This window comes from Pseudomonas sp., from assembly GCF_049645325.1.
Lineage (GTDB): Bacteria > Pseudomonadota > Gammaproteobacteria > Pseudomonadales > Pseudomonadaceae > Aquipseudomonas.
Genome location: NZ_JBARTQ010000456.1, coordinates 1 through 16,450, shown reverse-complemented (window position 1 = coordinate 16,450; position 16,450 = coordinate 1). Strand labels below are relative to the sequence as shown.

Annotated in this window: 18 protein-coding genes and 1 pseudogene; 9 read left to right on the top strand and 10 right to left on the bottom strand. The window is 58.2% G+C overall.

Annotated elements, in window-relative coordinates; all coding sequences use genetic code 11:
* On the top strand, positions 1 to 418 hold a 418-nt coding region (locus tag WBB95_RS19860; protein WP_424489129.1), incomplete at its 5' end, for an NADPH-dependent F420 reductase.
* A 328-nt stretch (positions 419 to 746) separates the two neighbouring features.
* Here WBB95_RS19860 and tnpC read toward each other — a convergent pair.
* The 4 genes and pseudogenes from tnpC to WBB95_RS19840 form a co-directional block, all read right to left on the bottom strand.
* Positions 747 to 1,916, bottom strand: a pseudogene (tnpC, locus tag WBB95_RS19855) (IS66 family transposase); the annotation flags it as partial.
* A 60-nt stretch (positions 1,917 to 1,976) separates the two neighbouring features.
* Positions 1,977 to 2,312 carry an IS66 family insertion sequence element accessory protein TnpB gene (tnpB, locus tag WBB95_RS19850; RefSeq protein ID WP_424489128.1) on the bottom strand — a complete coding sequence of 112 codons (336 nt, stop codon included), beginning with the start codon at positions 2,310 to 2,312 and terminating at the stop codon, positions 1,977 to 1,979.
* Positions 2,309 to 2,635 carry an IS66-like element accessory protein TnpA gene (gene tnpA, locus WBB95_RS19845; protein WP_424489127.1) on the bottom strand — a complete coding sequence of 109 codons (327 nt, stop codon included), beginning with the start codon at positions 2,633 to 2,635 and terminating at the stop codon, positions 2,309 to 2,311. The genes tnpB and tnpA overlap by 4 nt, the downstream gene beginning before the upstream one ends.
* A gap of 197 nt (positions 2,636 to 2,832) precedes the next feature.
* Positions 2,833 to 3,552: an SDR family oxidoreductase gene (locus WBB95_RS19840; RefSeq protein ID WP_424489130.1), complete on the bottom strand. Its 720-nt coding sequence runs from the start codon at positions 3,550 to 3,552 to the stop codon at positions 2,833 to 2,835.
* Positions 3,553 to 3,678: 126 nt separating this feature from the next.
* On the opposite strand from WBB95_RS19840, the gene WBB95_RS19835 reads away from it, so the two are divergent.
* Both WBB95_RS19835 and WBB95_RS19830 read left to right on the top strand, forming a co-directional pair.
* The gene (locus WBB95_RS19835) at positions 3,679 to 4,488 is read left to right on the top strand and encodes a TetR/AcrR family transcriptional regulator (protein ID WP_424489126.1); all 810 of its coding nucleotides are present in this window, start codon (positions 3,679 to 3,681) and stop codon (positions 4,486 to 4,488) included.
* Between the two features lie 310 nt (positions 4,489 to 4,798).
* Positions 4,799 to 5,314 carry a GNAT family N-acetyltransferase gene (locus WBB95_RS19830; protein ID WP_424489125.1) on the top strand — a complete coding sequence of 172 codons (516 nt, stop codon included), beginning with the start codon at positions 4,799 to 4,801 and terminating at the stop codon, positions 5,312 to 5,314.
* 189 nt (positions 5,315 to 5,503) lie between these two features.
* On the opposite strand, the gene WBB95_RS19825 is transcribed toward WBB95_RS19830, so the two are convergent.
* Together WBB95_RS19825 and msrA are read right to left on the bottom strand one after the other, a co-directional pair.
* Complete coding sequence (locus tag WBB95_RS19825; RefSeq protein WP_424489124.1) at positions 5,504 to 6,028, bottom strand: N-acetyltransferase family protein; 525 nt, start codon at positions 6,026 to 6,028, stop codon at positions 5,504 to 5,506.
* A 227-nt stretch (positions 6,029 to 6,255) separates the two neighbouring features.
* Complete coding sequence (gene msrA / locus WBB95_RS19820; RefSeq protein ID WP_424489123.1) at positions 6,256 to 6,762, bottom strand: peptide-methionine (S)-S-oxide reductase MsrA; 507 nt, start codon at positions 6,760 to 6,762, stop codon at positions 6,256 to 6,258.
* A 173-nt stretch (positions 6,763 to 6,935) separates the two neighbouring features.
* On the opposite strand from msrA, the gene WBB95_RS19815 reads away from it, so the two are divergent.
* From WBB95_RS19815 to WBB95_RS19805, 3 genes are all read left to right on the top strand, one after another.
* Positions 6,936 to 7,976, top strand: coding sequence for an alpha/beta hydrolase family protein (locus WBB95_RS19815; RefSeq protein ID WP_424489122.1), 1,041 nt, complete (start codon positions 6,936 to 6,938; stop codon positions 7,974 to 7,976).
* A gap of 89 nt (positions 7,977 to 8,065) precedes the next feature.
* Entirely contained in the window at positions 8,066 to 8,320 is a 255-nt protein-coding gene (locus tag WBB95_RS19810) for a helix-turn-helix domain-containing protein (RefSeq protein ID WP_424489121.1), read from the top strand.
* A complete protein-coding gene (locus WBB95_RS19805) occupies positions 8,304 to 9,539 on the top strand; it encodes a type II toxin-antitoxin system HipA family toxin (RefSeq protein ID WP_424489120.1) in 1,236 nt (411 codons plus the stop codon). Before WBB95_RS19810 ends, WBB95_RS19805 begins: the two co-directional genes overlap by 17 nt.
* 103 nt (positions 9,540 to 9,642) lie before the next feature.
* Here the strand turns inward: WBB95_RS19805 and cynS are convergent, their stop codons facing one another.
* Entirely contained in the window at positions 9,643 to 10,113 is a 471-nt protein-coding gene (gene cynS, locus WBB95_RS19800) for a cyanase (RefSeq protein WP_424489119.1), read from the bottom strand.
* A 161-nt stretch (positions 10,114 to 10,274) separates the two neighbouring features.
* Positions 10,275 to 10,916, bottom strand: coding sequence for a carbonic anhydrase (locus WBB95_RS19795; RefSeq protein WP_424489118.1), 642 nt, complete (start codon positions 10,914 to 10,916; stop codon positions 10,275 to 10,277).
* 111 nt (positions 10,917 to 11,027) lie between these two features.
* On the opposite strand from WBB95_RS19795, the gene cynR reads away from it, so the two are divergent.
* Together cynR and WBB95_RS19785 are read left to right on the top strand one after the other, a co-directional pair.
* Positions 11,028 to 11,915, top strand: a complete 888-nt coding sequence (gene cynR / locus WBB95_RS19790; RefSeq protein WP_424489117.1) for a transcriptional regulator CynR — start codon at positions 11,028 to 11,030, stop codon at positions 11,913 to 11,915.
* A gap of 119 nt (positions 11,916 to 12,034) precedes the next feature.
* Complete coding sequence (locus WBB95_RS19785; RefSeq protein WP_424489116.1) at positions 12,035 to 13,489, top strand: DUF1254 domain-containing protein; 1,455 nt, start codon at positions 12,035 to 12,037, stop codon at positions 13,487 to 13,489.
* 79 nt (positions 13,490 to 13,568) lie between these two features.
* Here the strand turns inward: WBB95_RS19785 and WBB95_RS19780 are convergent, their stop codons facing one another.
* Complete coding sequence (locus tag WBB95_RS19780) at positions 13,569 to 14,480, bottom strand: LysR substrate-binding domain-containing protein (RefSeq protein WP_424489115.1); 912 nt, start codon at positions 14,478 to 14,480, stop codon at positions 13,569 to 13,571.
* Positions 14,481 to 14,595: 115 nt separating this feature from the next.
* Between WBB95_RS19780 and WBB95_RS19775 the strand changes: the two genes are divergently transcribed.
* On the top strand, positions 14,596 to 15,786 hold the full coding sequence (locus WBB95_RS19775; RefSeq protein WP_424489114.1) for an MFS transporter: 1,191 nt from the start codon (positions 14,596 to 14,598) through the stop codon (positions 15,784 to 15,786).
* A gap of 14 nt (positions 15,787 to 15,800) precedes the next feature.
* On the opposite strand, the gene WBB95_RS19770 is transcribed toward WBB95_RS19775, so the two are convergent.
* Positions 15,801 to 16,450, bottom strand: a 650-nt coding sequence (locus WBB95_RS19770; protein ID WP_424489113.1) for a glutathione S-transferase family protein, incomplete at its 5' end; no start/stop codon positions are given.

The window sequence follows — 16,450 nt, the reverse complement described above, 5'->3', positions numbered from 1 at the left end:
GGAAGCAGACATCGTCATTCTCGCGATTCCTTTCAGCGCTCATCGAGACATTGGTAAACAATTCGCGAACTGGAAGAACCGGATCGTCATTGATGCCATGAATACTTATGGGGTGCCGGCTCAGGAGCTGGGCGATAACGCTTCTACTGACGTCGTGGCTAGCGCTTTTGTCGGTGCAAGCGTGGTGAAAACCTTTAATCAGCTCCCTGCGGCACTGTTAGCCAAAGACCCTGCGCGAGATGGAGGTCGGCAAGTGATGTTTGTGTGGGGCCGGGACCAGGAAGCTAACAAGACGGTTACCCAACTGGTGGATCAATTGGGCTTTGCTCCGATTTCACTGGGTACGATTGATGATGGCGGTAAGCTGTTGGGACTCGGTGGCCCGCTCATTCTTCAAAATATCGTCAAACATCAGTAGTCGTTTTGCCGCTCTGCTGCTGAAGCAATTGTCGTGGTCCAATGAAACCGGACACTATCGTACTTAACGCTAGAGTAAGGAAGGTGTGTTCGCCGGCCCCTTAACTACGCACCGCAGCAAGGCACAAGACAGCGGCGGCGACTTCACGTAAAAAAAGAGTGGCCGACGGATTTATGTTTCCGGCGACTCCAGTAGTCAAGCCTTCATGATCGCTCCCACTGTGTCCGCTTTGGGTCGTTTTCTGCCTCTCGCGATGAGCAGAAAACGGCCAACAGTGGACATTATTCGCTCGATGGATAATCCGACGAGCTATTTATGACTTTGAGCGGAGAAACCCATGGAGCTTTGCCAACGGCGCTGCTTTTTCTTGCCGTATTCGGCGGCGATCCTCGTCACTCATCGCGCGCCTGGCGCTCAACTTCGTACAGGCCGCCAACCGAGTGCAGTGCCTGTTCGGCCAGTTGGCTTTTATTCGCCGCGTGCAGATCGAAAAACTTGCGACGCGCATGAGCCATGCAGCCAATTTCGGTCATGCCTTTCTCGAAACCGGCTTTGTAGCCAGCAAAGTCATCGCACACCAGCTGGCCATTCCAGGAACCAAGGAAGTTACGCGCATGCTCACGGGCGCGACTCGGGCTGAAGTCATAGACGACCGCCTTAAGGGCCGAAAACGGTGTAGCGCAGTAAGCCCAAACATAGGCTCGATGGTTTTTCTTTTCACCGGGCGCAAGCATCTGCACCGGCGTCTCGTCGGCGTGGACAACTCGTTGCGCTAGAACCGCTTCTCGCAAAGCATCAACCAGTGTTTGAAGCTGTACACCGGTCTGTCCAACCCATTGGGCAGTGTTGAGCGCGGGATCGCTAAACCGGCGCGTCCAAAGATTTTCTCCTGCCGGTACAGCGGCAAGTGATCAGCGAACTTCGCCACCATCACATGAGCCAGCAAACCTGCGGTCGGAATCCCTTTGTCGATCACTTGAGCCGGAACTGGCGCTTGGATCAGTGTCTCGCACTGACGGCAGTCCCATTTTTCACGCACATGCTGTTCGACGGTGAACACGCCCGGCGTGTAATTTAACTTCTCGCTGACGTCCTCGCCGATGCGCTGAAGGTGACAGCCGCAAGAGCACTGCGTGTTTTCCGGTTCGTGATGAATCACAGTACGTGGAAACTGGGCTGGCAGCGGTGCACGCTTGGTTTTTTGACGTGTTTGCTCTGGAGCCGGGGCCGGCAAGAGTGCGCTCAATTCGGCGTCGATAGCCTCAAGATCAGTATTGAGCAAGTCGTCAAGCAAGTTGCCTTGCTCGGGGCTGATCTGCTCACTGCGTTTGGCAAACCTGTGTCGCTTGATGACGGCGATTTCATGAGTCAGCTGTTCGATGAGGGTCTGATCGTGATGGATCTTCCTACCCATAGTGTCGACCTTCGACATCAACTGCGCTGCTAACGCACGCAGTTGGTGGGAGGTCATTTGGTAGAGGCTGGGCAAGGAAGTCATGCCCTGGATTTTACCAAAGCAGATCGCTGGCGACAGAACGCCAAGACGCGAATTACATTTTTAAAGCAGTGTGATGGTGCCTCCAGCGCCGACACGCTGCCAAGGCAGGCCAAGCACTAGGTTCTGAAGTTGTTCGGCGTCCATTTCCATCTCGCAACCTTGTCGAATACCTGGCCAGTGAAACTTACCTTGGTTCAACCGCCGTGCGGCCAGCCTGACACCGACGCCATCATGCACCAGAACTTTCAGGTGGGTAGCACGGCGATTGGCGAACAGATAAGCACAGTGCGGCTTCGCCGCACCGAACATCGCAATTACCCTACCCAGAGCGGTCTCGGTGCCAGCACGCATATCCATGGGCTCGGTGGCGAGCCAGATGCTGTCGATGCGGATCATAGGGCAAATCCACGGACAAACTGAGCGCAGCCCTCGGGATCGGAAGTGGGCCATTTCACCGTGATGGTTTGCTCGCCAAATGGCAGCTCAATAACTGCCGACGCTTGAACCTTTGGCTTGGGATTGACCGGCGCGACGTTGACGGGAACAAACGCTGGCAACACGACTGCCTGTTGATCACGAAAAAGCGGTAACCATCGGCGTACGACATTAGCGTTGATACCGTGACTCATCGCGATGGCTACCACGGAAACACCAGGCTGTTGGCATTCGCGAACTACTGGGGCTTTAAAGGATTTTGAGTAGGACTTACGTTCACGCATGGCGATCCTGATATTAAGGGTAATTGCGTCCGCTTAAATTACGCGGACACAATCGACCTTAATGCCGGGGTTCGGAAGGTGTGTTCGCCGGCCCCTTACGAAGAGTTTCCACGACAGATCACCCAAATTCAGGATCGCGTCTCTGCCCCTTCCCCACAGTGCCCCTCACTGTGCAGGCCGCCAGTTTCAGGACAGATCTAGACTGATGATTTTCCGATGGATCCACCTCCGTCTACATACAGGGTTTGACCAGTGATGTAACTGGCATCTTCTGATAAGAAGAATGCTATCGCCGCAGCAAGTTCGTCGGGTGTTCCCATGCGACGCATCGCAATTTGCTGTAATAGAACCTTCTCCGCATCGCTTCCGACGGGTGTATTTTTCCGAAACAATTCGGTCTCAACGGGGCCCGGCGCTACAGCATTGACGGTAATCCCTGTTTCTGCGAGTTCAAGCGCCCAGGTGCGAGTGAAGCTGGCGATAGCAGCTTTAGATGCGGCATATGCGCTTCGCCGCCGCATGCCGAGAACGGTCAGGCTGGAAATATTCACGATCCGCCCCCAGCCTTTCGCTCGCATCGCGGGGAGGGCTGCCTGAGTTGCCAAGATCGTCGGATGGAGATTGAGTCGAAACATCTCATCGACGTCAATCAGATCAATTTCGCCGAGATTATGTTGTTTGGACAAACCAACATTATTGACAACGCCATCAAACGAATACTGCTTGGCGAGGTCAGTGAACGCTTCGGCTGAAGCTTTACTGTCGGAGAGATCGACGGAGATTAAAGTGCCCGGAAAGCTGGGGTCGGTCCCACGTGCAACACCGATGACATGATGGCCAGCTTGGACGAGTCGATTGGAAAGTGCGCGTCCAATGCCCTTGCTGGCACCCGTGATGAGGAAGGTTCGTTGCATGATGTGACTCCAATTTCAATATTGTCATTGATGGTGGTTTTATAATGGATCGAACGATCCATAACGTCAAGAAATCATGTGTCGCGTCGAGACAACGCCTAGCGCTTTTGGGCTATAGCACCACCGGTCATGCGCAATAAATTCTCCAGACGCTCAACTGAAAATGTCAAACTGGTAAGGGTTTTAGGCGAGTTATTATGGCTGATGATTTTTTTGAAAGATCTGCGGGGTAACTCATGCCTATTGAGTCGAGGCATTGCTTGCGCTATATTTATTCAGGATCAATTAATCCATAATTGCATCGTCCTCCTCGACTACAAAACCAAAAAGCAAGGATCAACATTGGCGCGCCCTAGAAAATTTGATGAAGACAACGTGCTGAAAATGGCGTGTGATGCGTTTTGGGCAAAAGGTTTCGATGCAACGTCCACCCGCGATCTTACGGAATGCACGGGCCTGACCCAGAGCAGTATCTATGCCGCGTTTGGTGACAAACGAGGACTCTTCCTTCGCGCCCTTGAGTATTATCTTGAGCATATCCTGCGAGAAAGGATGGTGCGCCTGGAAACAACTTTGCCGCCCGGCAAGGCCATTGCAGGCTTCTTTAACGAAGTCGTTAATCTGTCACTTGCAGATCCTCAGCATCGGGGTTGTATGCTGGTTAATACCGTCCTTGAAGCGAAATCGGACGATCCGGATATGCAACGCTTCGTCGCAGATAAGACGATAGTCATTGAGGATTTCTTTCGACGGTGTGTCGCTGCAGGACAAGCTAGCGGTGAAATTCGAAGCAGCAATTCACCGGAGAGCAGTGCCAAGCATTTGCTTGCGGTCTCAATGGGTTTACGTGTGCTGGCGCGAGTTCGTCCGGATGCGCAATTGCTCGTTGGTCTCGTCTCTCCTGCGCTGGCGACGCTTGGTATTACCTGGCCCGCCTAAAAGACGATGACGGCACGGGTCAATATTCCACGTAACTCGAAAACGAGCCGCGGCGATCATGATTTCGATACAGTCTTCGCGGCTGAATGGTCATGACCCGCACGCCTACCAATGCTTCGTGACAGGTGGGACAAAGGTCTGCTTTTGGCCGGTAGCTGCCTTTCGCGATCGGCAGCCCAGGGTCGATTGCAGCCTATCGCGAAGAATTGCAATCGACCCAAAGAGGACGTTCGATTCGTTGAAGAAACGATCAGCATGTTACTTTTCCCGGACACAAACAGCGTAATGCACCTCTGATAAGGAAATTGCAATGCCCGTCGATACACGCGAAATCTGCATTCAGTCGCCACGCCTTAGCATTGAGCCTTTCTGCGCGCAGGACGCCGTTGAATCCTTCGCTTGTATAACGGCCTCGTTGACTCGCTACATGTCGTGGGAACCGCCTGCTTCTCTTGAGGACTATGCACAAGTCTGGCGGCAGTGGTTGCCTTCAATCGCTGATGGCAGCGACTTTGTGTTCACAATTAGACAACTCGAACATGCTCGTTTTACTGGCCTGGTTGGGTTGCACGATACCCAAGGTGAAACACCGGAGCTGGGCATTTGGATTCGTGAAGATGACCACGGGCTAGGCTTTGGAGGTGAAGCGGTCCACGCGGTTTTTCAATGGGCCAGCCAGCGAGTGGCAGCAAAAAGCTTCATCTACCCCGTTGCGACGGACAACCATGCGAGTCGACGTATTGCTGAGGCGCTGGGTGGGATCATCCTCGAGATGCGCACATCAGCCAAATACGACTCGGTTGTTTACCAAATACCAACTGCTTAATCATCTTTATTAGAAAACAGCGGGCGACTACGATTCTTAACTGCCCGTAAAGGTGGTCTGACCCTGAGGGATCCCGAGATTGGACGGTTCGAAGTCAACAAGCAGAGTTGCGAAGGCTAACGCGCTGTGGCCAGACCACCGTTAAAACAACGGTGGTTTAACCCCGACGTTTGCGAGCATCCACGTTGCCTAACCTGAACAGATAAAAGGCAACCGATACCTCGCCTCCACCAGCGATACACCGCCCCTCCCAAGACTCCGCTCGCTGCCTGCATCCTCAACGCACCCTGCCCTGCGATAAAAACGGACAGCGCTTTCATTCCGGCTCAAGACCCAGAGCGTCAAACCCTGAAACCCCTGCGCCATCAACCACTGCACGCCGGCTTTCCACAAGGCCAGCCCGACGCCAGTTTGCCAATGCGCGGCTAACACGTAGACGGCCAGGACCTCTCCTGTGTGCCCCGAAACCGCATCATCGTCGCGGCTGGCTCCGACGGATATCCAGCCGACGACCTGCCCATTCAGCTCAGCAACCAACACGTTGGATTCACCGGCCTCAATGGACCGAGCCCAAAAGGCTTCTCGCCGAGCCAGTGTGGTTACCAGCGAGTCCAGGTATTCGGCAGGCATCAGGTTACGATACGCGGCTTGCCAACTGCTGACATGCACGTGGGCAATGGCCTTGGCGTCGGAGGGGCGCGCGGTACGAATCATCGAAGTAATCCTTCTTCGGGACATGAATGCTTATGGGACAGGTACCGTCATAGCATCCAATTCTGACGTCTCGATGAACAGGATCAACGCCCGCTCGTGCTGAACCTCATATTCATTGACCTGACATGCGCTGGTAGCCGCGCGGTGCAGATGCAAAAAAGCCCAACACACGGTTGGGCTTTTTTTCGGCTCGTTTTCAAGCGCCCGCTTTCCTGGCGCCACTGGGCTTAACTACGCTTGGGCAATTTCCAGTTCGGCCGAATAAAGTGGCACGTATACCCATTCGGTATCCGCTCCAGATAATCCTGATGCTCCGGCTCCGCTTCCCAGAACGGTCCTGCCGGTTCTATTTCAGTGACCACACGCCCCGGCCACAACTTCGAGGCGTCGACGTCCGCCGCGGTATCTTCGGCGATGTCGCGTTGCTGTTCGCTCAGGTAGTAAATCGCCGAACGGTAGCCGGGGCCCAGGTCATTGCCCTGACGGTTAGGCGTGCTGGGGTCGTGTATCTGGAAAAAGAATTCAAGAATCTGCCGGTAGGTGATCACGGCCGGGTCAAACACGATTTCAATCGCTTCGGCATGGTTGCCGTGGTTGCGGTAGGTGGCATTCGGCACGTCGCCGCCGCTGTAGCCGACCCGCGTGTGCAGCACGCCGGGGTAACGGCGCAGCAGGTCTTGCATGCCCCAGAAGCAGCCGCCGGCGAGGATGGCGGTTTCGGTTGGGTTGGTCATGGTCTGTTTCCTCGATGGATACAGGCTAGTTATGGGGCCGGGTTGGCGGATACCAAGGTGCGATGGCGAGTTAATCGCGCGGGGTGTGGAGGCGCTTTTGCTGCGCGAGGGGGATGCACAGGCCTCGGTTTTCAGTTCATGATGCGTCGCCAAAATCACGGAAGATAAAAACAATGAACACCGCTGTTCGCGCCCTGTTCCTGCTGTGCCTGACCACACCCGCGCTCGCTGCCGAAAGCCCCGTCGGCTTCAAAACCGCGACGCTGCCCGATGCGCTCAACAAGCGCCCATTGGAGTTGGTTGTCTGGTACCCCGCCACCACCACCGCCACCCCCGAGATGATCGCCGACAACCCGGTGTTTATCGGCGCCCTCGCGGTGCCCGACGCGCCACCCGCGAGCGGTGAGCACCCTCTGGTGGTGCTTTCCCATGGTTACGGCGGCAATTGGGGCAAACAGGTGTGGCTGGCCAGCGCATTGGCGCAGCAGGGTTATATCGTCGCGGCGGTCAACCACCCCGGCACCACCAGCAAGGATCGCAGCCCAGTCGCTGCCGCTCAGTTGTGGCAACGCCCGGCCGACGTAAGCCGCGCCATAGACGCGGTGCTGGCGCAGCCGAAGCAGTTTGGCGCAGTTACGCGTAGCCGGATTGCCGTCGCAGGCCATTCCCTCGGCGGCTGGACCGCGCTGGAAATCGCCGGCGCACGTTTCGACCCCGACCTGTTCAGCCAGGACTGCAGCGTTCACTCCAAACTGGGCGGCTGCATTGGCTACCAGGAAATGAACCCCGCCGGCACGCCCGCCGGGAAAGCCCAGCTCGCCGCCGACTTGCGCGACAAGCGCGTGACCGCCGTGGTGTCACTCGACCTGGGCCTGTCGCGCGGCATGACCGACGCCAGCCTGGCGGCGTTGAAAGTGCCGGTGCTGGTGATCGCGGGGGGCGTGCCGTCGGAGGACATGGACGCCAGGTTGGAGTCCGCCGACTTGGCCAGGCGCCTGCCCACCGCCTCGACGAAATACGTGGAGATCAACGACGCCAATCACTTCAGCTTCATGTCGATCTGCAAGCCAGGCGGCATGGCGTTGATCGAGGAGAGCTCGCCGGGCGATGGGATGATTTGCAAGGATGGTGAAGGCGCGCGGCCACGGGCGGTGATTCATCAGCAGGTGGTGGCGTTGATAACCGGGTTTCTGGGACGTAGAACGGTTAATTGACAGAAAGGCCTACACAAAACAAAACGCATCATATACGGTGCACAAATGCATTAAACGCTTGAACTGCACTGTATAGGATGCAAATCCCTATGGACGACTTGGGTCTCCTGATCAAAAATCTGCGCAAGGCGGCTGGCCTCTCACAAAGCCAGCTCGCACAACGGCACGGCATGAGTCGCGCAACTATCTCGGGGATCGAGAACAATACGATTCCTGAAGTGGGAATTCGCAAGGTTGCCGCGATCCTTGAAGGCTTGGGTTACGAGTTGACTGCGGCGCCCAGGCGCCGACGCAAAACGCTCGATGAACTGAAAGCAGGAAACTTCCATGACCAGGCACAGTGACCGGCTATACATCGGGGCGGGTGGCACGCCGGCCGGAACACTCGGCCGCAGCGAAGAAAACCCACGCGATTCGGTGTTCTCGTACAACCCGGGCGTAGACGAAAAGCACGCGGTTTCGTTGACGATGCCCTCGCGCCTGGAGAGCTATAACTGGGCGTATGGGATTCATCCCCTGTTCGAAATGCACCTCCCTGAAGGGCACCTCAAAGCGGAACTTGTCAGGCGTTTCAGCAAGTCGGTGCGCGGCTTTGACGACTTCGCCTTACTGAGCATCGTCGGCCCGCACCAATTGGGTCGCATCAGCGTGACCCACGCCGCCAGTGACGAATCACTGCCAGAAATCAAACTTTCCGAGCTGTTGGTCTATGACGGGGCAAAAGACCTGTTTGACGAACTGATGAACATTTACGCAGCCTACTCCGGCGTTTCGGGCGTTCAACCCAAGGTACTGGTGCGCGACGCGGCCCCAGCGGGGCAAGACCTTGCGCGCCTCATGCACCGTGGCGCCACGCACTTGGTGAAGGCGTTCAATGACTCAGACTTTGCGCAACTGGCGGCCAATGAATTTTTTTGCATGCGAGCAGCGCTTCATTCGGGCCTTGAAGTGCCTGAATGCCAGCTCAGCCAGCACGGCAAGTTCCTGGTGGTAAAACGCTTCGACGTGGGCGATAGCGCCTACCTCGGGTTTGAGGACATGTGCGTTCTGTCCGGGTGGGGGACGGAGAAAAAATATGACGGCAGTTACCAGGGCTGCGCGAAGCTGATCAAGACTTACGTCTCCCCAGCCCGCGTCACCAAGGCACTGGAAGATTTCTTCCTGATGGTGGCGCTCTCTGCCGGTCTCCAAAATGGTGACGCGCACTTGAAGAATTTTGGCCTGCTCTATGAGCACTGTGCCGAAGACGCTGATGTGTGGCTCGCACCTGCTTACGACTTGGTGACAACGACGGTGTATCAGGTCAATGACATCATGGGGCTGTTGCTTGGCGGCTCGAAGGCGTGGCCGAAGCGCAAGATGCTGGTCCAGTTCGGGCGCAGTTCATGCAATTTGACCGAGGCGCGCTGCAATGAATTGCTCACCCGCGTGCACAGCGGCATGAACCGCGCGCGGGTAGAGCTGGCGGATTATCGAAGCACTCATCCAGCGTTTGAAGCTGTGGGCGAAATGATGCTCGCTGCGTGGGATGCCGGGATTGCAATGAGCATTAAGCCGACGTGATTTTTCCGACGTGTTGCTCGGCAGGAATAAGAGCGAACAAGGCCTCGATCTCCAACGCGAGCGACCCGGCCACCTCACAGCGCCGGGTCTTTTTACAACGCAATCAGAACGGCTTGGTCGGCAGGTATTTGCCATCCAGCGTGATCACCGCGCGCGAGCCACCGTCTGGGTCATCGACCTTTTTGATGTCCAGCTTGAAGTTGATGGCGCTGATGATGCCGTCGCCGAACTTCTCGTGCACCAGGGCTTTCAGCGTGGTGCCGTAGACCTGGATCATTTCGTAGAAACGGTAGACGGTCGGGTCGGTCGGGATGCCGTTGCCGAGGCTGCCGCGCAGCGGGATGGTTTGCAGCAGCGCGACGGCGTCCGCATCCAGGCCCAGGGTGTCGGCGACGGTTTGGGCGGCGTCGGCCGGCAGTGGGTGCTGGCCGAGCAAGGCGGCGGTGACGAAGGCTTCGTGCAGGCCGGTGCCTTCGGCAATCTGGGCAAACGACAGGTCTTTGCGGGCCTTGGCCAAGAGGATGACGTCGGTCAGGGCAAGGCGCGAGGTCTGGCTGATTTGTGACTGGATCATGGGGTTATCTCCGTGGGTTAACAGTAGGGATAAAACAGCGAATGCCGATCAATGTGGGAGCTGGCTTGCCTGCGATGGCTTCAACCCGGTCCACCTGATACACAGGGGTGCCCGGATCGCAGGCAAGCCAGCGCCCACATTGGATAAAACGGTTTGCCGGGTTAGTGCGACACCGCGCGTGCGCTGGGGTTTTCCGCCAGCGGCACGAACTTCCCGGTGCGGCTATCGAAGGCTTCGATGCAGCCGCTCTCGATGTCGTAGACCCAGCCATGCAGCGCCACACGTTTTTCTTCGAGGGCGAGACGTACCGAAGGGTGCGTCTGAAGATTGGCCAATTGTGCGATCACGTTTTCGCGCACCATCGAGGCGACTTTGGCCTGCGGGCTGAGGTGCTGGCGGGCCTCGTTCACCACGCGGCCGGAGTCGGCGTAGCGCAACCAGCCGGCCACGGCGGGCATGTGGTCCAGGCATTTGCAGGTGGCGATGGCGGTCATCGCGCCGCAGTCGGAATGCCCGCAGATCACGATGTCGTTGACCTGCAGCGCCGCGACGGCGTACTCCACCGAAGCCGACACACCGCCAGGCTCCGGGCCGTAAGACGGCACGATGTTGCCAGCGTTGCGGATCACAAACAGGTCGCCGGGCTCACGTTGTGTAACCAGCTCCGGCACCAGGCGGCTGTCGGAGCAGGAGATGAACAGCGCGCGGGGGCTCTGTTGGTTGGCGAGGTCTTTGAACAGGCCTGCACGTTCGGGGAAGGCGTTGCGCTGGAACTTCAGGAAACCGTCGATGATGTCTTGCATGGGTGACTCCTTTGAATCGCGATGCGATGAAGCAAAGGTTACGGCGCCCGATAAATAAGGTAAAAGTCTCATATGTGATGAACCACATTAGATAATCTTATGGACACAGGCATGCTCGCACGACATATCCAGTACTTCCTCGCCGTGGCGCACCATGAAGGCTTCACCAAAGCAGCGGCAGCGCTGCATGTCTCGCAGCCCGCCTTGTCGCAACAAGTCCGGCAGTTGGAAGACAGCCTCGGCGCGCAGCTGTTTGACCGTTCAGGGCGCAAGACGCGTCTGACCGATGCCGGGGAGGTTTACCTGCGCTATGCGCAGCGCGCGGCGCAGGAACTGCAGGAAGGCAAGCGTGCGATCCATGACGTGGGTGACCTGAGCCGTGGCACCCTGCGCATTGCCGTCACGCCCACCTTCACCACCTACCTGGTCGGGCCGCTGGTCGAAGCGTTTCACGGCCGCTACCCCAACATCACGCTGACCGTGCGTGAGCTCGCCCAGGAACACATGGAGCAGCAACTGCTGGCCGATGCGCTGGACGTGGGCATCGCGTTTGATCAGGCGCACGGCCAGGACATCGACGCCCTGCCCTTGCTGGTTGAAACCCTGGCGCTGGTGGTGGGCCGTCAGCATCCCCTGGCGAATGAACGGGCGATCGGGCTGGAGGCGCTGAATGCCGAATCGCTGATTCTGCTCAGCGCCGAATTCGCCACCCGCGAGCAGATTGATCGCTACTGCAACCAACACGGCATCCACCCGCGCGTGGTGATGGAAGCCAATGTGATCGGTGCGCTGATTGAAGTGGTGCGCCGGACTGAGTTGTCGACGCTGCTGCCCGCCGCCATTGCACGAGCCCACCCGGATTTGGTCGCGATTGAACTGGGCCCGCAACGGCTGCAAAGGACGGCGGTACTGATGCAGCGTAAAGGCGGTTATCAGTCGGCGGCAGCGCGGGTATTTGTGGAGGTGGCCGAGGCAGTGGCACGATCGCTGGGGAAATAGACACAGTCTTTTCGCTTGCTCGCCCTGCCTGAATCGAATTCCTCTGCTAGCTTTTCAGCGACGTATTTACGTTCAAGAACACTGCCCACGGACAACGCTACGGCAAGGACGCTACCTGTATGAACCGCACGCCTCTTTTCGCCTGCTGCCTGCTCACCACCGCGATATTGCTGGGAACCGCGCCTGCGCAGGCGCAGACCGACACAGTGGCCAAGGTGCAGGGGCCTGAAGTCGATGTGAAGGTGACAGAGCCCTATGTGCGCATGATGGCGCGTGAGGCCTACTTCTGGGGTTGGCCGATGGCCAATATTTTCAACCGGCGCCAGAAGTTCAAGGACCTGCCCGAAGCCGGGTTGATGGGCGGGATTGTGCCGGTGGCGCCGATCAACCATCTGTCGATGCTGACCGACTACATCTCGCCTGGCGAACGGCTGGTGGCCTGCCCGAATCAGGATGTGGTCTATGGCGCCGGCAGTATTGCCCTGGACCTGGAGCCCGTGGTGATACAGGTCCCGGACTTCGGGGACCGGTTCTGGGTGTACCAGGTGGTGGACCTGCGCTCCGACAGCTTCGCCGAACTGGGAAAAATGTACGCCACCAAGCCCGGCTTTTACCTGCTGGTGGGCCCTGACTGGCATGGCGCCGTGCCGAAGGGCATCACTCAGGTTTTTCGCGCACGCACCCAGACCGGTTTCGTGATTCCGCGCGTGTTCCAGGACGACACGCCGGCGGACCGCGAAGCGATTCAGCCGGACCTTTCAGGCATCGACATGTACCCGTTGTCGCAGTACGACGGCAAGGTCAAGCAGCGTGACTGGCGCGCGTCTGCGAAATTCCCGGCCGAAGCGGCGGGTGAGGAAGAAACCCGCTGGGTACTTCCGGAAAAATTCTTCGATGAACTGCCGGCCATCCTCAAGGATGCCAAGCCACTGCCCGGCGAAGAAGCCCGTTATGCGCAACTGTCAGCGTTGGCGCAGATCGCCCGGCGTGACCCTGAGCTGAAAAAGGCCATGATCGATGAGGCGCAAAAGGCCGATGAAGAAGTGATCAAGCCCCTCTTGCAGTTCCGCAACTACGGCAAGCAGTTACCTGATCACTGGAGCACCATCGACAACGGCGCGGCGTTTGGCACCGATTATTTCCTGCGCACGGCGGTTGCCCGTTCAAACATCTTCGTCAACAAGCAGATCGAGACCAAGTACTTCTACCAGGACCTGGACCAGTCCGGCACCCGGCTGAACGGTGGCCAGCGCTACAGCGTGACGTTCCCGAAAGGCGGCGTACCGCCGGTCAAGGGTTTCTGGTCGCTGACCTTGTATAACCAGCAGCACTTCTTCGCGGAAAACCCGTTGGGGCGCTATTCCCTGGGCACCAAGAATAAGTCGCTCAAGCCCAATGCAGACGGTTCGCTGACCCTCTATGTGCAAAGCGACTCCCCGGGTGCCGACAAGGAAAGCAACTGGCTGCCCGCACCGAAGGACGCCGACTTCTCGCTCTACATCCGGGCGTACTGGCCGGAGGCCGCCGCACTGAACGGGCAATGGACGCCGCCGCCGGTGATCAAGGGCAATTGAGTGCAGCGTGTCGTCGGGGTGAGGCGAGGTTTATACGAACGCCTGAATCGTGGTCTGACTCCATTTACGCGCTGTCAGGTCAAATCACAGTACCCAGCCCTTCAACCAACGCCTCTACCACCACCCGAACCTTCGGCAGCGCCTGGCGACTTTTGATCCACGCCACATGGATCTCCATGCCCTGAACGGCCAACTGCGGCAGCACCTCTACCAACGTCCCCGCCTGCAGTTGCGGCTGTATCAACCACGACGGCAACTGCGCAATCCCGCAGCCGGCCTCGGCGGCCATCACCAGCCCGTCGCCATTGCCCACCACCAGGTGCGGGGTGAAGGGCCTGCGCGTGGTCGTGCCTTGCCCGCCCGCATAACGCCACGGGCTGACACTGCCGTCCACCCAGCCATAGGCGAGGCACTGATGGTGCTCAAGGTCTGGCTCGGACAGGGGCGTGCCATGCTGCGCCAGGTAGGCCGGCGAGGCGCAAAACAGGTGCCGCTCGCGGGCGAGCAGGCGATGCGCGACGGTTTGCGGCCAGGCGTCTGCGCTGCCGATACGCACGACAATGTCGACGCCGGCCTTGAGCGGGTCGATGTAACCATCGCTGAATGTGATGTGCGGTATGAGCAAAGGGTGCGCCTTCACGCAGTGCAACAGCACCGGCAGCACCTGCGCGCGGCCATAGGCGGCGGGCAGGTCAATGCGCACTTGCCCGCGCGGTTCGCTGGTTTCGCTTTGCAGCAACAGCTCGGCCTCTTCGAGGTCGGCGAGGACACCGGTGCAAGTGCGCAAGAACACAACACCGGCGTCTGTCAGCGACAGCGTGCGGGTGGTGCGCTGGAATAGCTGCGCACCCAGGCGTTTCTCCAGGCGCGCGACGCTTTTGCTGATGGCGGAGGCGGTGAGGTTCAGTGTGTCGGCGGCTGCCGTGAAGCTGCCCAGTTGCGCGACGCACACGAACACGTCGATACCTTTCAGGCGCTCGGAAGAGAACATACACATCCTTGATTCATGAATTCAGTTCCTGCCTTTCGATAGAAAGCATCCTAAATCAGAAACGGCGTCAGCAGTAAGCTGCGCGGACTGAATAAAAGCCGACGATGAGGCACGGATGCTGGCAACACTTAGAAGTTACCCTTCAACCCTCAACCTGCTGCTGTCGGCGTCGTTGATCCTGACGCTTGCCCGTGCGATCACCCTGCCCTACCTGGTGATTTACTTGTCGGGCAACTTTGGCCTGAGCATCGCCGATATCGGGCTGGTGATCGGCAGCACGCTGATCATCGGATCGCTGCTGAGCCTGTATGGCGGTTTCCTGGTGGACCGGATGTCGAGTTACCGGCTCATCCTGACGTTCTGCGGCGTGTTCACCGCAGGTTTTCTCGGTGCCTTTGTCGCGCCTGAGCTGTGGCAGTTCTACCTCTGCCTGGTGTCCGTGAACCTGGCGTATTCAGTCATCGATATCGCGGTGAAATCCGGCTTCGCCAGCCTGGTACCGGTCGCTGAGCGCGCTGAAGTGTTCTCGATCAAGTACACGCTGACCAATATCGGTTATGCCGTGGGGCCGTTCCTCGGCGCGGGGTTGGCGGGCCTGAGTATCAGCCTGCCTTTCTTGCTGTCGGCGGGGCTTGGCGCCGGGTTCTTTGTTATCTATTTCGTGTGGGGCGACAGAGCCTTGGCAGCGCGCGAAACCGGCCCGAAAACACCGTTCCTGGCGGTTGGCAAACTGTTGCTGCGCGATTACCGGCTGGTTTGCTTCACTTTGGGAGGGTTACTGAGCGCAGTGGTGTTCGGCCAGTTCACCGCGTATCTCTCGCAGTACCTGCTCGTCACCACCACGCCCCAGGCCACCTACACAATTATCAGCACCCTCGTCGCCACCAATGCCCTGATGGTGATCGGCTTGCAATACAGCCTCGGCAAACGGATTACTCATAAACATCTGAACGTGTGGCTCGCAAGCGGTCTGGCCATGTTCATTCTTGGCCTGGGCGGTTTTGCCGTGTCCACCACGTTGATGTTCTGGGTGCTGTCCATGGCCGTGTTCACCGTCGGCGAGATCATCGTGTTCCCCGCCGAATACATGTTTATCGACAAAATCGCGCCCGACTCCTTGCGCGGCATGTACTACGCCGCGCAAAACCTGAGCAACGTCGGCGCAGCATCAGGGCCGGTGCTGTGCGGAATCGTCCTGGCCACACAGCCGGCCCATGTCATGTTTTACATGCTTGCACTGTTCGTCATCGCCGCAGGCTTGCTGTACTGCCTGGGGGTTGCCTTGGCGGGTGAACGCAGACACTGAGGTGGGCTGCAGCCTCAAGCCTCGGGAATCAACGCCTCCACGCGCTTGATCGCCCGTATCACCGCCGGCCGCGCAGACAGCGCGTCATACCAGCGCTGAACGTGAGGCGATTCGGAGAAATCCACCTCGGCAAACTCCTTACGCCACATCCAGCCGAAATGGGCGATGTCGGCGATTGAAAACTCATTGCCGGCGACGAACTCGGTCCGTGCCAATACGTCATTGAGCAAGCCGAGTGTGCGCAGGGCTTCGTTGTGAAAGCGCGCGATCGCGATCGGCATGGCGGCCGTGGCGTGTTTGAGGAAAAAGCCTGCATGGCCAAAGGCTGGCCCCAGGGTCGAGGCGTGGAAGAATAACTGCTCAAACACCCGCACGCGCGCTTCAACGTTGTGAGGCAACAGCTGGCCATGTTTTTCGGCCAGGTAAACCAGAATGGCCGCCGACTCGGTCAACACCAGCGGCTGACCGTTGCCGCCCTCGGGGTCGATCAGTACAGGCACTCTGGCGTTGGGGTTGATCGCCATGAAACCGGCGGACTTTTGTTCGCCCTGCCGAACATTGACCGCCGTCAACTCATACGCCAGCCCCAACTCTTCCAGAGCGATGGGCACTTTCAAACTGTTAGGCGTGTCAAACGCGAAGACTTGCAGCACGAGTGAATAAC

Excerpts from the sequence above, each read along its gene's own strand:
- WBB95_RS19785 (WP_424489116.1), top strand. The coding sequence starts at position 12,035 with ATGAACCGCACGCCTCTTTTCGCCTGCTGCCTGCTCACCACCGCGATA.
- tnpA (WP_424489127.1), bottom strand. The coding sequence starts at position 2,635 with ATGCGTGAACGTAAGTCCTACTCAAAATCCTTTAAAGCCCCAGTAGTT.
- WBB95_RS19830 (WP_424489125.1), top strand. The coding sequence starts at position 4,799 with ATGCCCGTCGATACACGCGAAATCTGCATTCAGTCGCCACGCCTTAGC.
- WBB95_RS19825 (WP_424489124.1), bottom strand. The coding sequence starts at position 6,028 with ATGATTCGTACCGCGCGCCCCTCCGACGCCAAGGCCATTGCCCACGTG.
- tnpB (WP_424489128.1), bottom strand. The coding sequence starts at position 2,312 with ATGATCCGCATCGACAGCATCTGGCTCGCCACCGAGCCCATGGATATG.
- WBB95_RS19795 (WP_424489118.1), bottom strand. The coding sequence starts at position 10,916 with ATGCAAGACATCATCGACGGTTTCCTGAAGTTCCAGCGCAACGCCTTC.
- WBB95_RS19780 (WP_424489115.1), bottom strand. The coding sequence starts at position 14,480 with ATGTTCTCTTCCGAGCGCCTGAAAGGTATCGACGTGTTCGTGTGCGTC.
- WBB95_RS19775 (WP_424489114.1), top strand. The coding sequence starts at position 14,596 with ATGCTGGCAACACTTAGAAGTTACCCTTCAACCCTCAACCTGCTGCTG.
- WBB95_RS19810 (WP_424489121.1), top strand. The coding sequence starts at position 8,066 with ATGGACGACTTGGGTCTCCTGATCAAAAATCTGCGCAAGGCGGCTGGC.
- WBB95_RS19835 (WP_424489126.1), top strand. The coding sequence starts at position 3,679 with ATGCGCAATAAATTCTCCAGACGCTCAACTGAAAATGTCAAACTGGTA.
- WBB95_RS19815 (WP_424489122.1), top strand. The coding sequence starts at position 6,936 with ATGAACACCGCTGTTCGCGCCCTGTTCCTGCTGTGCCTGACCACACCC.
- msrA (WP_424489123.1), bottom strand. The coding sequence starts at position 6,762 with ATGACCAACCCAACCGAAACCGCCATCCTCGCCGGCGGCTGCTTCTGG.
- WBB95_RS19805 (WP_424489120.1), top strand. The coding sequence starts at position 8,304 with ATGACCAGGCACAGTGACCGGCTATACATCGGGGCGGGTGGCACGCCG.
- cynR (WP_424489117.1), top strand. The coding sequence starts at position 11,028 with ATGCTCGCACGACATATCCAGTACTTCCTCGCCGTGGCGCACCATGAA.
- cynS (WP_424489119.1), bottom strand. The coding sequence starts at position 10,113 with ATGATCCAGTCACAAATCAGCCAGACCTCGCGCCTTGCCCTGACCGAC.